This is a genomic window from Pseudomonas sp. WS 5146, assembly GCF_012985495.1.
Lineage (GTDB): Bacteria > Pseudomonadota > Gammaproteobacteria > Pseudomonadales > Pseudomonadaceae > Aquipseudomonas > Aquipseudomonas edaphica.
This window is the reverse complement of sequence record NZ_JAAQWL010000016.1, coordinates 43,372-63,011: the sequence shown is the minus strand read 5'-3', so window position 1 is coordinate 63,011 and position 19,640 is coordinate 43,372. Positions and strand designations below refer to the sequence as shown.

At 60.3% G+C, this 19,640-nt stretch carries 21 protein-coding genes and 4 tRNA genes; 17 read left to right on the top strand and 8 right to left on the bottom strand.

Going from position 1 to position 19,640, the window contains the following annotated elements; all coding sequences use genetic code 11:
- Positions 1 to 109 precede the first annotated feature (109 nt).
- From accD to HBO41_RS28075, 10 genes are all read left to right on the top strand, one after another.
- Positions 110 to 1,030, top strand: a complete 921-nt coding sequence (gene accD, locus HBO41_RS28120) for an acetyl-CoA carboxylase, carboxyltransferase subunit beta (RefSeq protein ID WP_003234319.1) — start codon at positions 110 to 112, stop codon at positions 1,028 to 1,030.
- The gene (folC, locus tag HBO41_RS28115) at positions 1,027 to 2,334 is read left to right on the top strand and encodes a bifunctional tetrahydrofolate synthase/dihydrofolate synthase (protein ID WP_099548305.1); all 1,308 of its coding nucleotides are present in this window, start codon (positions 1,027 to 1,029) and stop codon (positions 2,332 to 2,334) included. The genes accD and folC overlap by 4 nt, the downstream gene beginning before the upstream one ends.
- Complete coding sequence (locus HBO41_RS28110) at positions 2,318 to 2,992, top strand: SPOR domain-containing protein (RefSeq protein ID WP_138453023.1); 675 nt, start codon at positions 2,318 to 2,320, stop codon at positions 2,990 to 2,992. Before folC ends, HBO41_RS28110 begins: the two co-directional genes overlap by 17 nt.
- A 183-nt stretch (positions 2,993 to 3,175) precedes the next feature.
- Positions 3,176 to 3,733: a CvpA family protein gene (locus tag HBO41_RS28105; protein ID WP_003212681.1), complete on the top strand. Its 558-nt coding sequence runs from the start codon at positions 3,176 to 3,178 to the stop codon at positions 3,731 to 3,733.
- 41 nt (positions 3,734 to 3,774) lie between these two features.
- On the top strand, positions 3,775 to 5,280 hold the full coding sequence (gene purF / locus HBO41_RS28100; protein WP_017138746.1) for an amidophosphoribosyltransferase: 1,506 nt from the start codon (positions 3,775 to 3,777) through the stop codon (positions 5,278 to 5,280).
- A 65-nt stretch (positions 5,281 to 5,345) separates the two neighbouring features.
- A complete protein-coding gene (locus HBO41_RS28095) occupies positions 5,346 to 6,557 on the top strand; it encodes an O-succinylhomoserine sulfhydrylase (RefSeq protein ID WP_017138747.1) in 1,212 nt (403 codons plus the stop codon).
- An 11-nt stretch (positions 6,558 to 6,568) separates the two neighbouring features.
- A complete protein-coding gene (locus HBO41_RS28090; protein ID WP_020372699.1) occupies positions 6,569 to 7,333 on the top strand; it encodes an SDR family oxidoreductase in 765 nt (254 codons plus the stop codon).
- Between the two features lie 107 nt (positions 7,334 to 7,440).
- Positions 7,441 to 7,516: transfer RNA gene (locus HBO41_RS28085), tRNA-Val, on the top strand.
- A 55-nt stretch (positions 7,517 to 7,571) separates the two neighbouring features.
- A tRNA-Asp gene (locus HBO41_RS28080) sits at positions 7,572 to 7,648 on the top strand.
- Between the two features lie 105 nt (positions 7,649 to 7,753).
- Positions 7,754 to 7,830 (top strand) — tRNA-Asp (locus tag HBO41_RS28075).
- Positions 7,831 to 8,060: 230 nt separating this feature from the next.
- Here the strand turns inward: HBO41_RS28075 and HBO41_RS28070 are convergent.
- Entirely contained in the window at positions 8,061 to 9,344 is a 1,284-nt protein-coding gene (locus HBO41_RS28070) for an FAD-binding oxidoreductase (protein WP_169988585.1), read from the bottom strand.
- Positions 9,345 to 9,528: 184 nt separating this feature from the next.
- On the opposite strand from HBO41_RS28070, the gene HBO41_RS28065 reads away from it, so the two are divergent.
- Positions 9,529 to 9,605: transfer RNA gene (locus tag HBO41_RS28065), tRNA-Val, on the top strand.
- 116 nt (positions 9,606 to 9,721) lie between these two features.
- On the opposite strand, the gene HBO41_RS28060 is transcribed toward HBO41_RS28065, so the two are convergent.
- Positions 9,722 to 10,138, bottom strand: a complete 417-nt coding sequence (locus HBO41_RS28060; RefSeq protein WP_017138750.1) for a helix-turn-helix domain-containing protein — start codon at positions 10,136 to 10,138, stop codon at positions 9,722 to 9,724.
- Positions 10,139 to 10,237: 99 nt separating this feature from the next.
- Here HBO41_RS28060 and HBO41_RS28055 point away from each other — a divergent pair, with 99 nt between their 5' ends.
- The 5 genes from HBO41_RS28055 (at position 10,238) to pcp (ending at position 14,784) form a co-directional block, all read left to right on the top strand.
- Positions 10,238 to 11,359 carry an NADH:flavin oxidoreductase gene (locus HBO41_RS28055; RefSeq protein ID WP_017138751.1) on the top strand — a complete coding sequence of 374 codons (1,122 nt, stop codon included), beginning with the start codon at positions 10,238 to 10,240 and terminating at the stop codon, positions 11,357 to 11,359.
- A gap of 444 nt (positions 11,360 to 11,803) precedes the next feature.
- Complete coding sequence (locus tag HBO41_RS28050; protein WP_017138753.1) at positions 11,804 to 12,229, top strand: N-acetyltransferase; 426 nt, start codon at positions 11,804 to 11,806, stop codon at positions 12,227 to 12,229.
- A 242-nt stretch (positions 12,230 to 12,471) separates the two neighbouring features.
- Positions 12,472 to 13,188, top strand: a complete 717-nt coding sequence (locus tag HBO41_RS28045; RefSeq protein ID WP_169988583.1) for a DUF969 domain-containing protein — start codon at positions 12,472 to 12,474, stop codon at positions 13,186 to 13,188.
- Positions 13,185 to 14,135 (top strand): DUF979 domain-containing protein, encoded by a 951-nt coding sequence (locus HBO41_RS28040; RefSeq protein WP_169988581.1) that lies wholly within the window; start codon positions 13,185 to 13,187, stop codon positions 14,133 to 14,135. Before HBO41_RS28045 ends, HBO41_RS28040 begins: the two co-directional genes overlap by 4 nt.
- Positions 14,136 to 14,142: 7 nt before the next feature.
- Positions 14,143 to 14,784: a pyroglutamyl-peptidase I gene (pcp, locus tag HBO41_RS28035; protein ID WP_169988579.1), complete on the top strand. Its 642-nt coding sequence runs from the start codon at positions 14,143 to 14,145 to the stop codon at positions 14,782 to 14,784.
- A gap of 15 nt (positions 14,785 to 14,799) precedes the next feature.
- Here pcp and HBO41_RS28030 read toward each other — a convergent pair whose 3' ends face one another.
- The 4 genes from HBO41_RS28030 to HBO41_RS28015 form a co-directional block, all read right to left on the bottom strand.
- Positions 14,800 to 16,200 carry a heavy metal sensor histidine kinase gene (locus HBO41_RS28030; RefSeq protein WP_099549910.1) on the bottom strand — a complete coding sequence of 467 codons (1,401 nt, stop codon included), beginning with the start codon at positions 16,198 to 16,200 and terminating at the stop codon, positions 14,800 to 14,802.
- Positions 16,197 to 16,868 carry a heavy metal response regulator transcription factor gene (locus tag HBO41_RS28025; RefSeq protein ID WP_017138758.1) on the bottom strand — a complete coding sequence of 224 codons (672 nt, stop codon included), beginning with the start codon at positions 16,866 to 16,868 and terminating at the stop codon, positions 16,197 to 16,199. The genes HBO41_RS28030 and HBO41_RS28025 overlap by 4 nt, the downstream gene beginning before the upstream one ends.
- A 42-nt stretch (positions 16,869 to 16,910) precedes the next feature.
- Positions 16,911 to 17,171, bottom strand: a complete 261-nt coding sequence (locus HBO41_RS28020; RefSeq protein ID WP_058419832.1) for a DUF2790 domain-containing protein — start codon at positions 17,169 to 17,171, stop codon at positions 16,911 to 16,913.
- Positions 17,172 to 17,281: 110 nt separating this feature from the next.
- Positions 17,282 to 18,052 carry an alpha/beta fold hydrolase gene (locus HBO41_RS28015; protein WP_169988577.1) on the bottom strand — a complete coding sequence of 257 codons (771 nt, stop codon included), beginning with the start codon at positions 18,050 to 18,052 and terminating at the stop codon, positions 17,282 to 17,284.
- 221 nt (positions 18,053 to 18,273) lie between these two features.
- Here HBO41_RS28015 and HBO41_RS28010 point away from each other — a divergent pair, with 221 nt between their 5' ends.
- Positions 18,274 to 18,951 (top strand): HAD-IA family hydrolase, encoded by a 678-nt coding sequence (locus tag HBO41_RS28010; RefSeq protein ID WP_099549912.1) that lies wholly within the window; start codon positions 18,274 to 18,276, stop codon positions 18,949 to 18,951.
- A gap of 19 nt (positions 18,952 to 18,970) precedes the next feature.
- Here the strand turns inward: HBO41_RS28010 and HBO41_RS28005 are convergent, their stop codons facing one another.
- Positions 18,971 to 19,267, bottom strand: a complete 297-nt coding sequence (locus HBO41_RS28005) for a hypothetical protein (RefSeq protein ID WP_017138762.1) — start codon at positions 19,265 to 19,267, stop codon at positions 18,971 to 18,973.
- Positions 19,268 to 19,361: 94 nt separating this feature from the next.
- Positions 19,362 to 19,625 (bottom strand): hypothetical protein, encoded by a 264-nt coding sequence (locus HBO41_RS28000; protein ID WP_017138763.1) that lies wholly within the window; start codon positions 19,623 to 19,625, stop codon positions 19,362 to 19,364.
- Between the last annotated feature and the right edge of the window lie 15 nt (positions 19,626 to 19,640).

Genomic DNA, 19,640 nt, shown 5'->3' with positions numbered 1-19,640 from the left:
GCCGGTCGAACGTCTGACCCCGTCCAGCCTGTGTCATCGCCACATATGAATTTAGCTCAAGGGCATACGCGGGGCTGTGTTCAAGCCACCGGTACTGGAGAAAGAAAGCATGAGCAACTGGTTAGTAGACAAACTGATCCCTTCGATCATGCGGTCCGAGGTGAAGAAAAGCTCGGTTCCTGAAGGTCTGTGGCACAAGTGCCCATCCTGCGACGCGGTGCTGTACCGCCCGGAGCTGGAAAAGACCCTGGACGTTTGCCCCAAGTGCAACCACCACATGCGTATCGGCGCCCGCGCGCGCATCGACATCTTCCTTGATGCCGACGGCCGTAACGAGCTGGGCGCAGACCTGGAGCCGGTTGACCGTCTCAAGTTCCGCGACGGCAAGAAGTACAAGGACCGCTTGACCGCAGCGCAGAAGCAGACCGGCGAAAAAGACGCGCTGATTTCGGTCAGCGGCAAGCTGCTGGGTATGCCGGTGGTAGTGTCCGCGTTCGAATTTTCCTTCATGGGCGGTTCCATGGGTGCCATCGTCGGCGAGCGTTTTGTACGTGCCGCCAACTACGCGCTGGAAAATCGTTGCCCGATGATCTGCTTCGCTGCCTCTGGTGGTGCGCGCATGCAGGAAGCGCTGATCTCCTTGATGCAAATGGCCAAGACCTCTGCAGTACTGGCACGTCTGCGTGAAGAAGGCATCCCGTTCATCTCGGTACTGACTGACCCGGTTTACGGTGGTGTTTCCGCCAGCCTGGCGATGCTGGGTGACGTGATCGTCGGTGAGCCCAAAGCACTGATCGGCTTTGCCGGCCCGCGCGTGATCGAGCAGACCGTACGTGAAAAGCTGCCGGAAGGCTTCCAGCGCAGCGAGTTCCTGCTGGAGCATGGTGCGATCGACCTGATCATCCCGCGCGGTGAACTGCGCCCACGCCTGGGTAACCTGCTGGCGCAAATGATGGGCTTGCCGACGCCTGTGTACGTCGCACCTAAAATCGAACCTATCGTTGTTCCGCCGGTGCCAGCAAACCTATGACCCAACGTACCCTGGGCGAATGGCTCGCTTACCTTGAGCAGTTGCATCCGTCAGCCATCGACATGGGCCTGGAGCGCTCGCAACAGGTAGCGGCCCGCCTCGGGTTGGGCCGCCCGGCGCCGCGTGTAATCACGGTGACCGGCACCAACGGCAAAGGCTCTACCTGTGCCTTTGTCGCGGCGCTGCTGCAAGCCCAAGGGCTTAAAGTAGGCGTCTACAATTCTCCGCACCTGCTGCGTTATAACGAGCGGGTGCAGCTCAATGGCATCGAAGCCACTGACGCGCAGCTTTGCGAAGCCTTCGCCGCACTGGATGCCGGCCGTGGCGAAATTTCCCTGACTTACTTTGAAATGGGCACCTTGGCGGCTTTCTGGCTGTTCGAGCGTGCGCAGTTGGATGTGGTCGTGCTGGAAGTCGGGCTTGGCGGGCGTCTGGATACCGTTAACGTGGTGGACGCCGATATCGCGCTGGTAACCAGCATTGGTGTCGACCATGCGGACTATCTGGGCAACACTCGCGAGTCGGTGTCTTATGAAAAGGCCGGGATCTTCCGCCAAGGCAAGCCGGCGCTGTGTGGTGACCTGAACCCGCCGCAGCCTTTGCTGGACAAGGTGCGCGAGCTGGATTGCCCATTTTACCTGCGCGGCCGCGAATTCAATCTCGAAGTTGGCGACCAGCATTGGCAGTGGCGCGGGTGTGATGCGCGTGCCCAGGTGGTAGAGCTGCGGGATTTGCCGCTGCTGAACCTGCCGATGGAAAACGCCGCGCTGGCGCTGCAAGCGTACCTGTTGATGGATCTGCCGTGGAATCCCGAGCAGATTGCTGCCACGTTGCTGGCTACTCGTGTGGTGGGGCGCCTGGATCGCCGCACATTCGAGTGGGAAGGCAAGCGTTTGAACCTGCTGCTGGATGTGGGGCACAACCCGCACGCCGCCGAGTACCTGGCGCAACGTCTGTCACGCACGCCACCTGCCGGTCGTCGCCTGGCGGTGTTCGGGCTGTTGGCTGACAAGGATCTGGACGGTGTGGTTGCGCCGTTACTCGGCAATGTCCAGGCTTGGGCGGTAGCGCCGCTGGACACGCCGCGCAGTCGCCCGGCTGCCGAACTGCAAGTGGCATTGCAGAACCTTGGTGCGTCGGCGGCGTCGTATGCAAGCGTCACTGCAGCGCTTGAGGCGCAATGTGCAGTGGCGACGGCCGAGGACGAGATTCTGTTGTTCGGATCATTTTATTGTGTTGCCGAGGCGCTTGAGTGGTTGGCCCGGCGCTCCACGGAGGAAGCTGCACATGGCATTACTGGATAGCGCATACAAGCAGCGAATGGTCGGAGCCCTGGTATTGGTGGCGTTGGCGGTGATTTTCCTGCCGATGCTGTTTTCGCGCCAGGACGAACAGCGCCAGGTCGTGGTCGAGGCACCGGCAGCGCCACAGGCGCCAGCGATGCCGCAAGTTCAGGTGGAGCCGGTGGTGGTGCCTGAGCCGCAGACGCTGCCTGAAGAACCGGTGCCGAGCGATGATGAGGTGGCTGCGCAAACGACTCCAGCGGCGCCAGCAGTGCCGGTGCAACAGAGTGTGCCGGTGGTCAAACCGGCGCCCGCTCCAGCGGCCCCGGTGGTGGCTGCCAAACCTGCTGCGCCAGCCCCTGCGCCCAAGCCTGTAGCGCCACAACCAGCCGCGCCGGGCAAGCCGGATGTCGGTCAAAGCCGTATCGACCCGAATGGTCTGCCGATCAGTTGGTCGATCCAGCTCGCCAGCCTGGCCAACCGTGAAAGCGCCGATGCCTTGCAGAAAAAGTTGCGTGCCCAGGGGTATAACGCCTATATCCGCAGTGCCGACGGCAAAAATCGCGTATTTATCGGGCCGCTGATCGAGCGCGCCGAAGCGGATCGCCTGCGTGACCTGCTGGGGCGACAGCAGAACCTGAATGGGTTTGTGGTGCGGTTCCAGCCTGAGCGCGGCTGAGTAAAGGGTTGGAATGCAGGGCAAATGTGGGAGCTGGCTTTTGTGGGAGCCAGCTCCCACATTGTTTTTGGGTGGTCTTGAGATTGCTCAACCCATTGATTTGCAAAGCACCCACAATCACAGCTTACCGATAGCCCAGCGCTCTGCTAAAATGCGCCGCCTTATCCGTACGTAGGCTGCACTGTGCCATTTACCTGGGTTGATTGGGCGATCGTAGCAATCGTCGCCATCTCCGCTTTGATCAGTCTAAGCCGCGGCTTCGTAAAAGAAGCACTGTCGTTGCTGACCTGGATCATCGCAGGAGTTGTAGCCTGGATGTTCGGTGGTTCACTGTCGGTTTACCTGGCCGGGTATATCGAAACACCTTCGGCTCGCGTGATTGCGGGCTGCGCCATCATGTTCATCGCCACGCTGTTGGTGGGGGCAATGGTCAATTATCTTATTGGCGAGTTGATACGTGTCACCGGCCTCTCCGGGACCGATCGATTTCTCGGCATGGCCTTCGGCGCCGCGCGTGGCGGCTTGCTGGTGGTTGTGGCGGTCGGGCTGTTGAGCCTGGGGCCGGTACAGCAGGATTCGTGGTGGCAGGAGTCGGTACTCGTGCCAAAATTTCTATTGGTTGCAGATTGGTCCAAGAACCTCATATTGGGGTGGAGCAGTCAGTGGCTGGCCAGCGGAATCAGCGTACCCGCTGATCTTCCGTTCAAGGAACACCTCTTGCCGGCCAAAACGCCTCAGTAAGTAGTGTTCAGTCAAGATTCATTAAGTAGGGGTTGCGTCGCATGTGTGGCATCGTCGGTATCGTCGGTAAGTCGAACGTCAATCAGGCGCTGTATGACGCGCTAACCGTCCTCCAGCACCGCGGCCAGGACGCTGCCGGTATTGTGACCAGCCACGACGGCCGGTTATTCCTGCGCAAGGACAATGGCCTGGTGCGTGACGTGTTCCATCAGCGTCACATGCAGCGCCTCGTCGGGCACATGGGCATTGGCCATGTGCGTTACCCGACTGCCGGTAGCTCGACCTCGGCCGAAGCTCAACCGTTTTACGTCAACTCGCCTTACGGCATCACCCTGGCGCACAACGGTAACCTGACCAACGTTGAACAGCTGGCCAAGGAGATTTACGAATCTGACCTGCGCCACGTCAACACCAACTCCGACTCGGAAGTGCTGCTCAACGTGTTCGCACATGAGCTGGCCCAGCGCGGCAAGTTGCAGCCGACCGAAGAAGATGTATTCGCTGCCGTGACCGACGTGCACAACCGTTGTGTTGGTGGTTATGCCGTCGTCGCAATGATCACCGGTTATGGCATCGTCGGTTTCCGTGACCCGCACGGCATTCGCCCGATCGTGTTCGGCCAGCGTCACACCGACGAAGGCGTCGAGTACATGATCGCGTCCGAAAGCGTGTCCCTGGACGTGCTCGGCTTCACCCTGATCCGCGACCTCGCGCCGGGCGAAGCCGTATACATCACCGAAGACGGCAAGCTGCACACCCGTCAGTGCGCGATTGCGCCGAAACTCACTCCGTGCATCTTCGAACACGTCTACCTGGCGCGTCCGGACTCGATCATCGACGGTGTTTCGGTGTACAAGGCGCGCCTGCGCATGGGCGAGAAGCTGGCCGAGAAAATCCTGCGCGAGCGTCCTGAGCACGATATCGACGTGGTGATCCCGATCCCGGACACCAGCCGTACCGCTGCGCTGGAGCTGGCCAACCACTTGGGCGTCAAGTTCCGCGAAGGTTTCGTCAAGAACCGTTACATCGGCCGTACCTTCATCATGCCTGGCCAGGCGGCGCGCAAGAAGTCGGTGCGCCAGAAGCTCAACGCCATTGAGCTGGAATTCCGCGGCAAGAACGTGATGCTGGTCGACGACTCCATCGTGCGCGGCACCACCTGCAAGCAGATCATCCAGATGGCCCGCGAAGCCGGTGCGAAGAACGTGTACTTCTGTTCCGCCGCACCTGCCGTGCGTTACCCGAACGTGTACGGTATCGACATGCCGAGCGCCCACGAGCTGATCGCCCACAACCGTTCGACCCAGGATGTGGCCGACCTGATCGGTGCCGACTGGTTGATCTATCAGGACCTGCCGGACCTGATCGAGGCGGTCGGTGGTGGCAAGATCAAGATCGCCGAGTTTGACTGCGCCGTGTTCGACGGCAAGTACGTGACCGGTGATGTCGACGAGGCTTACCTGAACAAGATCGAGCAGGCGCGTAACGACTCGTCGAAGATCAAGACCCAGGCGGTCAGTGCGATCATCGATCTGTACAACAACTGAGTAAACACCGGCCCTGAGGGGCCGGTTTTGTATCTTAAATAGAGTATTGAGTAAGGAGTCGCAGCATGAGTCAGGAATGGGATGCCGGTCGGTTGGACAGCGACCTCGATGGCGTAGCTTTCGATACCCTGGCTGTGCGCGCCGGTCAGCACCGCACCCCGGAAGGTGAGCACGGTGACCCGATGTTCTTCACCTCCAGCTATGTGTTCCGCACCGCAGCCGACGCGGCTGCGCGCTTTGCCGGTGAAGTGCCGGGCAACGTTTACTCGCGTTACACCAACCCGACCGTGCGTGCGTTCGAAGAGCGTATCGCGGCCCTGGAAGGCGCTGAGCAGGCGGTGGCCACGGCGACCGGTATGGCTGCGATTCTGGCAGTGGTGATGAGCCTGTGCAGTGCTGGCGACCATGTGCTGGTGTCGCGCAGTGTGTTCGGCTCCACCATCAGCCTGTTCGAGAAGTACTTCAAGCGCTTCGGCATCGAAGTGGACTACGTGCCCCTGGCGGATCTGTCCGGCTGGGATGCGGCGATCAAGGCCAACACCAAGCTGCTGTTCGTCGAGTCGCCGTCCAACCCGCTGGCCGAGTTGGTGGATATCGCCGCGTTGTCCGAAGTGGCCCACGCCAAGGGCGCGATGCTGGTGGTCGACAACTGCTTCTGCACGCCGGCGCTGCAACAGCCGTTGAAGCTGGGCGCGGACATTGTTGTGCACTCTGCCACCAAGTTCATCGACGGCCAGGGCCGTTGCATGGGCGGCGTAGTCGCCGGCCGCAGCGAGCAGATGAAGGAAGTGGTGGGTTTCTTGCGCACCGCCGGGCCGACTCTGAGCCCGTTCAATGCGTGGATCTTCCTCAAAGGCCTGGAGACCCTCAGCCTGCGGATGAAGGCCCATTGCGCCAATGCCCAGGCCCTGGCCGAGTGGCTGGAGCAACAGGACGGGATTGAGAAAGTCCATTACGCCGGTCTCAAGAGCCACCCGCAACACGCGCTGGCCCAGCGTCAGCAGCGTGGTTTCGGCGCGGTGGTGAGCTTTGAAGTAAAAGGCGGCAAAGACGGCGCCTGGCGCTTTATCGACGCAACGCGCCTGATCTCCATCACGGCCAACCTGGGTGACAGCAAGACCACCATCACCCACCCCAGCACCACCTCCCACGGGCGCCTGGCGCCACAGGAGCGTGAAGCGGCCGGCATCCGTGACAGCCTGATCCGCATTGCAGTGGGCCTGGAAGACGTAGCCGACCTGCAAGCTGACCTGGCTCGCGGGCTGGCTGCCTTGTGATCGAGTGGTCCATGGAAACAGCAGCGGCCGGTAACGGCCGTGTTGCGCTGGTGACGGGCGCCGCCCGAGGCATTGGCCTCGGCATCGCGGCATGGCTGATCAGCGAAGGCTGGCAGGTGGTGTTGACCGACCTGGACCGCGAGCGCGGCTCCAAGGTGTCCAAAGTGCTGGGTGACAACGCCTGGTTTATCAGCATGGACGTGGCCGACGAGAAGCAGGTCGCCCAGGGCGTTGCCGAAGTGCTCGGCCAGTTCGGTCGCCTGGACGCGTTGGTGTGCAACGCCGCCGTGGCCGACCCGCGCAATATCACCCTCGAAAGCCTCGACCTGGCGTACTGGAACCGCGTGCTGGCGGTAAACCTCAGCGGGCCGATGCTGCTGGCCAAGCACTGTGCACCGTACCTGCGTGCCCATGGCGGCGCGATCGTCAACCTGGCCTCGACCCGCGCGCGTCAATCGGAGCCCGACACCGAGGCCTACGCGGCGAGCAAGGGCGGGCTGCTGGCCCTGACTCACGCGCTGGCCATAAGTCTTGGGCCAGAGGTGCGGGTCAATGCCGTCAGCCCTGGCTGGATCGATGCGCGTGATCCAGCGGCGCGGCGTGCCGAGCCTTTGACCGATGCCGATCATGCCCAGCATCCGGCGGGCAGGGTGGGCACGGTTGAGGACGTGGCGGCGATGGTGGCGTGGCTGCTGTCGCGTCAGGCAGGGTTTGTCACTGGCCAAGAGTTTGTGGTCGACGGCGGCATGAGCAAGAAGATGATTTACAGCGAGTAGGGCGGGTAGCCGCCTTGAAGCAATTTTGTCTTTTTCAGAAAAACTTCAAGCAGGCTATTGACTTAGGTCTGCTACCTGCGTAAATTTCGCGGCCTCAACGAAGCAAAGGGTGATTAGCTCAGCTGGGAGAGCATCTGCCTTACAAGCAGAGGGTCGGCGGTTCGATCCCGTCATCACCCACCACTTCTTGAGAGTTTTGCCTTCGGGCAAGACGCAACGTTAAAGGTTGCACCGACGCGCAGCGGTAGTTCAGTCGGTTAGAATACCGGCCTGTCACGCCGGGGGTCGCGGGTTCGAGTCCCGTCCGCTGCGCCATATTTTCCAGGTCCGATTTATCGGGTTTGAGATTGAAAGGCTTTGGCTGATCAGTCAGACGTTTAAAGACAGTTGAGGGTTTAGGTTCAACTGGTCAAGCGATACGCAGCGGTAGTTCAGTCGGTTAGAATACCGGCCTGTCACGCCGGGGGTCGCGGGTTCGAGTCCCGTCCGCTGCGCCATATCTGCCCCAAGGCCCACTGAACGCCTTGGAGCACAAAGCAAGTGTTAAGCTGCTTTGATCCGATAGCAAAGACCCTGGTCGAAAGACCGGGGTTTTTTGTGTCTGCGATTTGATATTTTGGGTTGAGCTTCTTCTGAAGTTGCCACTGGTCAATGTGGGGGCTGGTTTGCCTGCGATAGCTACACCTCGGTCCAAGGTATGGCCATCGTCGGCAGCCAGCTATCGCAATCAGAACCCCAGCTTATCCCGCAGCCCGTAATACCAGGCGCCCATCGCCGCAAACGGTGTGCGCAACAGTTGCCCGCCCGGGAACGGGTAGTGCGGCAGGTCGGCAAACGCATCAAAACGCTCTGCCTGGCCTCTCAACGCTTCTGCCAGCACCTTGCCTGCCAGGTGCGTGTACGTCACGCCGTGGCCACTGCAGCCCTGGGAGTAATAGATGTTGTCGCCCAGGCGACCCACCTGTGGCAGGCGCGACAGGGTCAGCAGGAAATTGCCGGTCCAGGCGTAATCGATCTTCACATCCTTGAGCTGCGGGAAGGCCTTGAGCATCTTCGGGCGGATGATCGCTTCGATGTTGGCCGGGTCGCGCGCGCCATACACCACGCCACCGCCGAAGATCAGGCGTTTGTCACTGGTGAGGCGGTAGTAGTCCAGCAAGTAGTTGCAGTCCTCGACGCAGTAGTCCTGCGGCAGCAAGGTCTTGGCCAGTTCATCGCCCAGCGGCGCGGTGGTGATGACCTGGGTGCCGCACGGCATCGACTTGGCCGCCAGCTCCGGCACCAGGTTGCCCAGGTAGGCATTGCCCGCGACGATGATGAACTTGGCCCTGACCTTGCCCTCGGCGGTGTGTACCACAGGGTTGGCGCCGCGCTCGATGCGCACCGCCGCAGACTGCTCGTAAATCGTGCCGCCCAGGGACTCTACCGCCGCTGCTTCGCCCAGTGCCAGGTTGAGCGGGTGAATATGGCCGCCGCTCATGTCCAGCAGGCCGCCGACATAGTTGTCACAGGCCACCACTTCGCGGATACGGCGCTCATCCAGCAACTCAAGCTGCGTATGGCCGTAGCGCTCCCACAGGCGCTGCTGCGACTCCAGGTGGCCCATGTGCTTGCTGTTGAGTGCAGCGAACACACCGCCGTCCTTCAAGTCGCACTGGATATGATACTTGGCCACGCGCTCACGAATGATCCTGCCGCCCTCAAACGCCATCTGCCCCAGCAACTGCGCCTGCTTGGGGCCAACGCTGCGTTCGATCACGTCGATGTCGCGGCTATAGCTGTTGACGATCTGCCCACCATTGCGGCCCGAGGCGCCAAAGCCGACCTTGGCGGCTTCCAGTACCGTCACGCGAAAACCGTTCTCCAGCAGAAACAGCGCGCTGGACAGGCCGGTATAACCGGCGCCAATCACGCAGACATCGGTTTCGACTTCACCTTGCAGCACCGGGCGTGGCGGAACCGCATTCGCGGACGCGGCGTAATACGACTGGGGGTAGGGGGTGTTCGCCATCCTGGAACCTCTGTTTTATATTTTTTACGAGTGCGCCGATCCTACCTGAGTTGAAAATTGCCTGCCAGCCACCCGAAAACCCCGGGCATGCCTTTCACAAATAAAAAATTCGCATATTCATAGGGTTAGCTGCAAAAAAGATGTTGACACCCCTTCGGAATTCCGTAGAATGCCGCCTCACAGCAGGCACGTAGCTCAGTTGGTTAGAGCACCACCTTGACATGGTGGGGGTCGTTGGTTCGAGTCCAATCGCGCCTACCAAACAAAATCCGCTCTGCTGGGCGGTCTGGAAGGGCTCACCGAAAGGTGGGCCCTTTTTTGTTGCCTGCGATTTGTAAAACTTCCTTATCAACACTCCCGCCGCCATCGTTATGCTTTTACCCGTCGTGCTGCTGCTCTTCTGCAAGCTTATCGAATGCCGCCTGGGCGTTCATCACAGCTTCAGAATGTTGGAGCGTCCACCTATATAACGCACGAAATGGCTCTTCCAGCGTATGCCCCAGGTCCGTAACGCTGTACTCGACGGCGACTTGAGAAGAGGGAATGACGCGGCGCGACAAAATGCCATTGCGCTCCAGGCGACGCAGGCTTTGCGTGAGCGCTTTTTGCGTAATGCCGTCGAGTCGACGTTTGATTTCATTGAAGCGCAGCGGGCTTTTACAGAGCGTTGCCAGTATCAATACGGACCATTTGTCCGCGATCTGATCGAGCAGTATCCGGCTGGTGCAATCAGCGGCGTAGACGACTGGAGGGTTCTCGTTTTGCCCCAACGCCTGAATAGCTTTTTCCTGCATGTAGTTTCCTCGGGTATACCTGAGCACTTTTAAGTGCCTTATTGATATTAGGTATACACCTTATACCATGGAGTTTCCTTTTGCTCGGAGCATCTCTCAATGAGTTCTACGAATCTCGACTCTCTATTTCAGCCGTTCACGATCAAGTCCTTGACCCTGAAGAATCGAATTGTAATGGCGCCTATGACGCGCGCTTTCGCCAAGGGCGGTGTGCCTGACGAACAAATCGCCGCTTATTACCGCAAGCGTGCGGAAAACCAGGTCGGGTTGATTCTGTCTGAGGGGACTGTGGTGGATCGTCCGGGCGCTCGTAATATGTCGCGGATTCCGTTTTTCCATGGCGATGAATCACTCGCAGGCTGGAAAGCAGTAATCGATGGTGTTCATCGCGCCGGTGGCAAAATGGGGCCGCAGATCTGGCACGTCGGGGCCGCGCCCAGTTTCCAGGAAGACTGGGCGCCCGCCGGTGGGTTTGAGAGCCCGTCGGGGCTTGCCGGTCCTCAAAAACCACTGGGGCAGGCCATGAATGATGAGGCGATTGCCGACACCATTGCGGCGTTCGCCAAGGCCGCTGCTGACGCTAAGCGGCTGGGGTTTGATACCGTCGAAATACACGGTGCCCACGGATACCTGCTGGACCAGTTTTTCTGGACAGGTACGAATGAACGCTCCGACCACTTCAACGGTGCAACGATCAAGGAGCGTTCACGGTTCGCGGCGGAAGTGGTCAAGGCCATACGCGCAGCCGTAGGGCCGGATTTCCCGGTCATTCTGCGTCTGAGTCAGTGGAAGCAGCAGGATTACAGCGCCCGATTGGCTACGACGCCTGAAAGCATGTCCGATTGGCTGGTGCCACTGGTGGAGGCCGGCGTGGACGTTTTGCATTGCTCTCAACGGCGCTTCTGGGAAGCCGAGTTCCCGGAACTGGACGGCGAGCAGGGTCTGAACTTTGCCGGCTGGGCCAAAAAGCTGACAGGCGCTGCGACTATCAGTGTCGGCTCTGTGGGGTTGTCCGGCGACTTCCTCGGCGCCTTCAGCGGCGAAAGCTCCCAACCGGCAGCCATCGACAATTTGGTGCAGCGATTGGAGAAAGAGGAGTTCGACTTGATCGCTGTTGGGCGAGCACTGCTGAGTGACGCGCAGTGGGTGAGGAAAATTCGAACGGGCAATTCGGCCGACTTGAAGCCTTTTGACGTAAAAGATTTGGCCGAGCTGGCCTGAGTCTCACACTTCTGACACGTGCAAAACCTTGAGTGTTGAAGGGCTCACCGAAAGGTGGGCTCTTTTTTTGGCTGGAATTTTGCCAATACCTGCCCATACCGCTTTGCGGGTTACTGCGCTGAGAACTGCTAGCAGAACAGCGTAGCCACCGATAACAGGCAGATAATCTGTGCAAACATCTGGCACCGTATCTCACCATTTGTTGTCGCCATACTCGTTTGTCCGGCGTACATAGCGGCTGCCTCCATCGGCAATACTGCGCTGAGCGCTGCGCAGGACCGCGCAACACTGTATTGAGTATAGGTCTGTAACGAGATCCATGCTGTCGAGACGACTTAAGGTGATTGAGCGCCGCTGGGTTAATGAAACTGGCGCAGATCCACTCAGGTTTGGTGCGCCCAAGGCATACTGAGGAACGATTGAATTCAACCCATGGAGTCCGTAATGGAATTGGCAATGGAAGTATCGTTCGACGTGACGGCGCAGGAGCGCGAGGCCATTCTCAAGCCGCTGCGGGCTTTCAACCGCAGCCACACCGGCCAGATGCCGTCCGAAACGGTCGGTATTTTGCTGCGTGATCCCGCTTCTCAAGAAGTAGTGGGCGGTCTTTACGGGGAGATTTCCTTCGGGTGGTTGTTCATTGAACTGTTGAGCATTCCCGACCAGATGCGCACCCAAGGCACGGGCACGCGATTGATGCGTGCGGCTGAAGACCTGGCCCGTGAACGCGGTTGCGAGGGCATCTGGCTGGACACTTTCAGCTTCCAGGCGCCCGGGTTTTATCGCAAGCAGGGCTTCACTGAATTTGGCCACATTGCTGATTTCCCGCCGGGCCATAAACGCCATTTTTTCCACAAGCGCTTGAGCTGAACTCCCTCAAAGCGCCGGGCCACCCGGCGCCCATCACCGACAAAATTTATTGGTTTGCAGCAACAATTTTTCTTGTTGGACACCTCCCGCCCCCAAGCAGCACAGTTGCCGCCACTGACGCTCGACCTCCCAGGTCAACAATAAAAAACCACGTCGGGCTGCACGCCACTTTCATGCTGTGAACCCTTTGTTCACATCCTGCCGTCATGGCGCCGCAGCGCGCATTCTAGGACTTAATCGTCATGCAAACTGTTGTGAACCTATGGCCGTTGATCGGCGTACTTGTCATCGTGGTTGGCTTTGTCCTGCGCTTCAATCCGTTGCTGGTGGTGACCGCCGCAGCCATCGCCACCGGGCTCGCAGCCCACTTCCCGCTGGAAAAAATCCTCGCCAGCATGGGCGAAGGCTTCCTTCAGACCCGCGCCCTGCAATTGATCCTGTTGCTGCCCCTGGCCGTTATTGGCCTGCTGGAGCGCCATGGCCTGCGCCTGCATGCGCAGAACTGGATCGCCCGCTTCGAGCGCGCCACGGTGGGGCGCTTGTTGATCATCTACCTGTTCGTGCGCGAGTCCACCGCAGCCATGGGCCTCACCAGCCTGGGCGGGCATCCGCAGATGGTGCGCCCGCTGTTGGCACCGATGGCCGAAGGCGCAGCGGAAAAACGCTACGGCAAGCTGCCGGACAAACTGCGCCACAAGGTGTTGGCGATGTGTGCGGCGACCGATAACGTCGGGCTGTTTTTCGGTGAAGACATCTTTGTTGCCTTTGGTGCGATTGCGCTGATGCACACCTTCCTGCTCGGTTCGGGGATTGATGTGGAGCCGTTGCACATTGCGGTGTGGGGCATTCCGACGGCGATTTGTGCGTTTATCATCCACGCGATTCGCCTGCACCGGTTCGACCGAAGGCTTACTCGCGAGATGACGCCCGTCGCCACGCCGGTGGAGGCTGCGCAATGATTATCTCGATTGAGTACCTGTACTGGCTTGCCGGCATTCTGCTGTTGATTACCGCAGGCATGATCCTGCTGGATCGTACCCATCCCAAGCGCTGGTCCAGCGCGGTATTCTGGTTGCTGTTTGCCATTCCGTTCCTGGTCGGGGAGCGTTTGCCGCCGGTGGTTATCGGCGTTGGCGTGGTGGTGATGGCGTTGATCGCAGGTTTGGGTGGCGTGGGGCGCGGTGTGCATGCCCAGTTGCATGACAAGTCTGCCCGCGCCAGTGCCGGTCGGCTTGGCCACAAGCTGTTTATCCCGGCGTTGGCCATTCCGCTGACCACCGTGATTGGCTCGGTATTGCTCAAGCACACCGAAATCGGTGGCGTGCCATTGCTGGACCCGAAAAACACTACCTTCGTCTCCCTGGGCATCGGTTGCCTGATCGCCCTCGGCCTGGCCTGTTGGTTGACCCGCGACACACCGGTGCAAGCCCTGCGTGAATCCCGGCGCCTGACCGAAGCCTTGGGCTGGGCCATGGTGCTGCCGCAAATGCTCGCCATGCTCGGCTTGCTGTTCAATGAAGCTGGGGTCGGCACCGCGGTTGCCCATGTCACCACCACCTATATCAACCTGGATTTCAAGCTGGTGGCGGTGATGGTGTATGTATTGGGCATGGCGCTGTTTACCGTGATCATGGGCAATGGTTTTGCGGCGTTCCCGGTGATGACCGGCGGTGTCGGCGTGCCGGTGCTGGTGGGCATCTACGGCGGCAACCCGGCGGTAATGGCGGCGATTGGCATGTTCTCCGGCTATTGCGGCACGTTGATGACGCCGATGGCGGCCAACTTCAATATAGTTCCGGCAGCCTTGCTGGAGTTGCCGGACAAGAACGCGGTCATCAAGGCGCAATTGCCCACGGCATTGATGATGCTGGTGGTCAATATTGTGCTGCTTTACCTGTTGATGTGAGGCCAGGATGCAAACGTTACTGTTGATGGGCTTCGAGCCCTTTGATCAAGACCCGGTCAACCCGTCCTGGGAGGCTGTACGCCAGTTGGATGGGATGCTATTGGGCGAGGATGTGCAGATTGTTGCGCGCCGACTGCCCTGTGCATTTGCCTTGGTGGGGGAGTGCCTGGCTGAGTGGCTCACGCAATTGCGCCCGGCGATGGTGATCGCTACGGGCCTCGGCCCTGGACGCAGCAGCATTTCCATGGAGCGGGTGGCGATCAACGTTAACGATGCGCGCATCCCGGACAACCTGGGTGAGCAACCTGTCGATACGCCCGTGGTGATCGACGGGCCGGTGGCGTACTTCAGCACATTGCCGATCAAGGCCATGGTCAAGGCATTGCGCGAGGCCGGGGTGCCTGCGGCGGTTTCGCAGACGGCGGGTACGTTTGTGTGTAATCAGGTGTTTTATCTGTTGCAGCACGCGCTGGCCGGCACGGACGTTCGCAGTGGGTTCATCCATGTGCCGAACTTGCCGGAGCAGGTGGTGGGGACTGGGCTGGCATCGATGCCATTGGTGACAACCTTAGAAGGCTTGCGCCTGGCGGTGCAGGTGGCATGGAACACACCGGTTGATGTGGTGCAGGCCGGTGGCGAGGTCAGTTGACCCGGCTCGCGGTGTTCAGGCTTCGCGCCTGGGGAAAAACAACTCAAAACAGGTCACTCCGGCCTCACTGGTGACCCGGTAGCGGCCGTTATGCAGCTGCATGATGGTCGCCACAATCGACAGCCCCAGCCCATTGGACTGGGCCGAGCGTTCCCGTGACTCATCCACCCGGTAAAAACGCTCGAACAGGCGCGGCAAATGCTCGGCGGGAATCGTCTGCCCCTGGTTGCTGACGCGCAAGTTGATGCCCTCGGCGTCTGGAATGGCCTGAATCAGCAACTGCGAACTGGGTGCGCCGTACTTGATGGCGTTTGCACACAAATTTGCCAAGGCGCGGCGCAACAGCATCGGTTCGGCCCAGATCAGGCCTTCGCCCTCGGCCTGAATGTGAATATCCACATCACTCGCCAACCCTTCGAAGTAGTCGGCTATACGCTCCACTTCATCCGCCGCACTCAGTTCCTGGCGTTGGCGCAGTGCGCTGGCCGGGTCGGTACGGGCGAGGAACAGCATGTTGTCGAGCATTCGTGCCAGGCGTTCGAGTTCTTCGACATTGGACGCCAGCAGTTGCTGGTAGCTCTCCACATTACGGCTCTGTTGCAGGGCGACCTGGGTTTCCCCCAGCAAGTTGTTGATCGGCGTGCGCAGCTCGTGGGCCATGTCGGTGGATACCTGGCTCAGTTGCACAAAGCCCTTGGCCAACCGTTCAAGCATGGTATTGAAGGCGTCGATCATCGGCAGCAGCTCTTTGGGCGCGCCGTGGCTGTCGAGGCGTTCGGCCAGGTTGCCCACGCCGATACCTTGGGTGTGCACGGCCAGGCGCCGCAGTGGCACCAGCCCGCGGTGCACCAGCAGGTAGCTGACGATGGCGAGAATGACCGCGGCGATGCTGGCGAGGATAAACACGCTCAAGCGATAGCTGGCGAGCATCGCCGTGCGTTCGGTCATCAGGCGCCCGGTGGTGACTTGCAGGCTGCCCAGGTCGCCCGAGTCGATGGACGCGGCCACGGTGGCGAAAGGCACGCCATTGATACCGGGTAAATGGTGGACGTCGGCAAAGCCCAGTTCACGGTTGGTGGGCACGGGCGGCACATCTGGCATTGCAATGTTGCCCGGGTTTACCAGCAGCAACGGCTTTTGCCCCGGCGCCGCGATGCTCAGCACCGACTCGCTGTTGCCCAGCATGTTCTGGAACAGCTCCGGCTTGGTCTTGATCAGGTCCAGGGTGTTGCTGTCCTTGAGCAGGTTGCGCAACTGGTCGGCGCGATAGATCAGCGCGGCGTCGTCACGCTTGATCAGTTCACGCTCAAGCTCGCGGTACAACGCAACGCCCAAGGTGGCGAGCAGGGCGAAGGCGAGCAGGGCGAAGATCAGCGCCAGGCGCAGGGTCAGCGAATAATGGCGGCGAGGGTTCATGGCTGGGTGTCGAAGCGGTAGCCGATGCCCCGCACGCTGTGGATCAATTTGAGCTGGAATGGGTCGTCGATTTTCAGGCGCAGGCGCCGCACGGCGACGTCGACCACATTGGTGTCGCTGTCAAAGTTCATGTCCCAGACCCGCGAAGCAATCATCGAGCGTGATAACACCTGGTCCTGGTGCGTGGCGAACAGGTGCAGCAGGGCGAACTCCTTGTTGGTCAATGTAATGCGCGTGCCGCCGCGGGTGACGCGGCGTTTGAGCACGTCGATCTGCAGGTCGGCGATGTGCAGTTGCTCTTCTTCGCGACTCGGGCCGCGACGCGTCAGGGTACGCAAGCGCGCGACTAGTTCGGCGAAGGAGAAGGGCTTGATCAGGTAGTCGTCGGCGCCCAGTTCCAGGCCCTTGATGCGGTCGGCGATGTCATCGCGGGCAGTGAGGAACAGCACCGGCGTGTCAGCCTCTTTGCGCAGGCGGCGCAGCACTTCCCAGCCGTCCATTTTCGGCATCATCACATCCAGCACGATGACGTCGAAGGGCGTTTCCAGTGCCTGGTGCAAGCCGTCTACGCCGTCGCGGGCAAGGCTCACCGAGTAACCCAGTTCCTGCAGGCCATTGAGCAGGTAATTGCCGGCCTTGGGTTCGTCTTCGACTACGAGGATGTTCATGGGAAGTGCCCTGGTTCGCTGCGTTGCGCAAGTGTAGCCGGATCAATTGTCACTGGGGCAACCGATGCCTTGCACCTGGTAGTCCAGCACGTGTTCACGGTCTTGGGAGTCGAGGTATTTGAGTTGTGCCGGGACGATCCCGCATTGGCCGTAGGTGTCGGTGCTCGACAGCACTTTGGCCACGTCCAGGTGCACGAAGAAGCCGGTTTTGTCGTGGATCACGTTAGCGTCAGGGGCGGTGTCGGCAGCGAACGCAGAGCCGGTAGCAAGCAAAGCGGCAAAGCCCAGGATAAACAGTTTCATGGCAGTAGCTCTCTTTAAGGGTTGGCTGCCGGGGCTGGCAGTGAGTTCACAGTAACCAGGCACCCCAAACAGCCAGCCAACAGGATCATGACAAGTTTGTAATGCGTGGTTTAAGGCTGGCGGCCGGACGCTTCGAGGATCAGGTCGGTGATTGCCTTGGCGTGGGACACCAGCGACAAGTGGCTCGACGGCAGTTCGATGGTGGTCGCGTTCATGCGCTTGGCCAGAAAACGCTCCAGGTCCGGGTTGATGGTCTGGTCATTGCTCGACACTGCGTACCAGGACGGCTTGGTGTGCCAGGCGGCATTCACCGTGCGGCCGTTGAACAGGGTCTTGGCGATCGGCTGCTGTACCGCGTACAGCTGCAGGGCTTTGGCGCGCGGCACGTCAGCGGCGAAGTACTTGAGGAAGGCGTCCTGGTTCAGCGTCAGGTAACCGTCGTGCTCGACGACACCGGCGCGCACCGGCGTGCTGGGGTATTTGGCAGACAGGGCGACGAAGTCTTCGTTGGCGTCCGGTGCACGGGCGGCCACGTACACCAGTGAGCTGACCTTGGGGTTCGCCCCGGCGTCGCTGACCACGGTGCCGGCGTAGGAGTGACCGACCAGCACGGTAGGGCCGTCCTGTTGGTCCAGCACGCGGTTGGTGGCAGCGACGTCATCGGCCACCGAAGTCAGTGGGTTTTGTACGGCGGTCACATGCAGCCCGGCGGCCTGCAGGCGCGTGATCACCTCGGACCAGCTCGAGCCGTCAGCCCAGGACCCGTGCACCAGCACCACATTGTTGGCCTTGACCGGCGCGACAGTGCCGGCCATGGCGGTGCCGGTGCCCAGCATCAACAGGCTGGCGGCGATCAGGCAGAGTTTGCTGGCAGGTTTCATCGTGCGGCCCTTCATCATCAGTGGGAAGTTGTGCCACCCGGTGTGGGTGACTGACGACGCCACTGTATGAAGCGAGGGTGCTGACAAGCCTTACAGGCTCATTACAAACCTGTCATTCAATCGCAGGGGCCGCCAGATACCGCTGGCGTTTACAAGCGAGGAGGTGACCCGTAGATTGCATCGGGCCGATTATTTGTTACCGCCTATGAGGAAGCCACGCAGTGTCCATTCGAGGTCCAGCCGTATTCACCCAACGTTACCGCGCCTTCCTGTTTGATATGGATGGCACCCTGCTCAACTCCATTGCCGCCGCCGAGCGCGTGTGGAGCATCTGGGCTGAACGCCACGGTCTGGAGGTGGCGGCGTTCCTGACCACCATTCATGGCGCACGCGCCATTGACACTATTACTCGCCAGGCACTGCCAGGCGTGGACCCCGAAGTTGAAGCACAGTGGATTACCGAGGCCGAAATCAACGACGTCGAAGGCGTGGTGGCGATTCCCGGTGCTGTCGGGTTTCTGAATAGCGTGCCTGGCGATCAATGGGCACTGGTCACGTCTGCGCCCAAGGCGCTCGCGCTACGACGCCTGGCTGCGGCCGGTATTACGCCCCCAGCCGTGCTGGTGACGGCCGAGGACGTTGCCAGCGGCAAGCCCGATCCCGCCTGTTACGTGCTGGGCGCCCAGCGTCTGGGTGTGCCGGTGCAGGATTGCCTGGTGTTCGAAGACGCTTCGGTGGGGATTCGCGCCGGGGAGGCGGCCGGCGCGGATGTGCTGGTTGTAACCAATACACACCTGACGCCGATCGTCACGGCGCATGCCTGCATTAACGACTATCAGCCGCTGCAGGTTCTGCGCGATGCAGAGGGCACGTTACGCTTGCAGCGCCTGGAAGACTGAAACGAAAAAGCCGAGCCCGTTATTGGTCTCGGCTTTGTGCGCAGGAAGGCGAGTCGGGTGGCGCCTGCAGTCGGCTGCTCTTGATGCCTTGGCGCGAAAGCACCATTTCCCTGAGGATTTCATTGGCAAGCCGGGCAATCGCCTCGGGGCCATGGTAGTGCGCGCGCACGATGCCGGTAATCGCGAAATGGTCGGTTTCCGGACCACTAAGGATGGCGGAAAGGGTGCCGTCAGCGTGTAACGTACAGGTGATCGCATAGCTGGGCAAACGCGCCGCCAGGGCCGCTTCGATTTGAGATTTGCTGAGGGTATCCATCTGCGTCAATGCCTTTCAGAAACCGTGCAAGCCCAAGCATAGATCCTGCCGCCGACCTGTAAATACCGGCGATCTAATAGCAGATTAGCCGCCATCAACGTGCGGTTTTCGGGTGCTCACGTTGCGCGGCGCGCTGGCATAATTTGCGCAAAATGGCTTTCTGGATAGGCTGTAGGCAGAACACGAACAGGTAGCCGCACAAGAAGAGTGTAAGTTCCATCGACGAACGCTTGCCGGGGTCACTGACTGTTTCGATCTCGAACTTCACGCCATATCCCAGCACCACGAAGGCCAGCCCTATCAGCAGGGCGATCCCCCAAGACTTGGAGGCAAGCGGTTGTTTTGCAATCGGTCTCATCGACGTGCTCCTGAA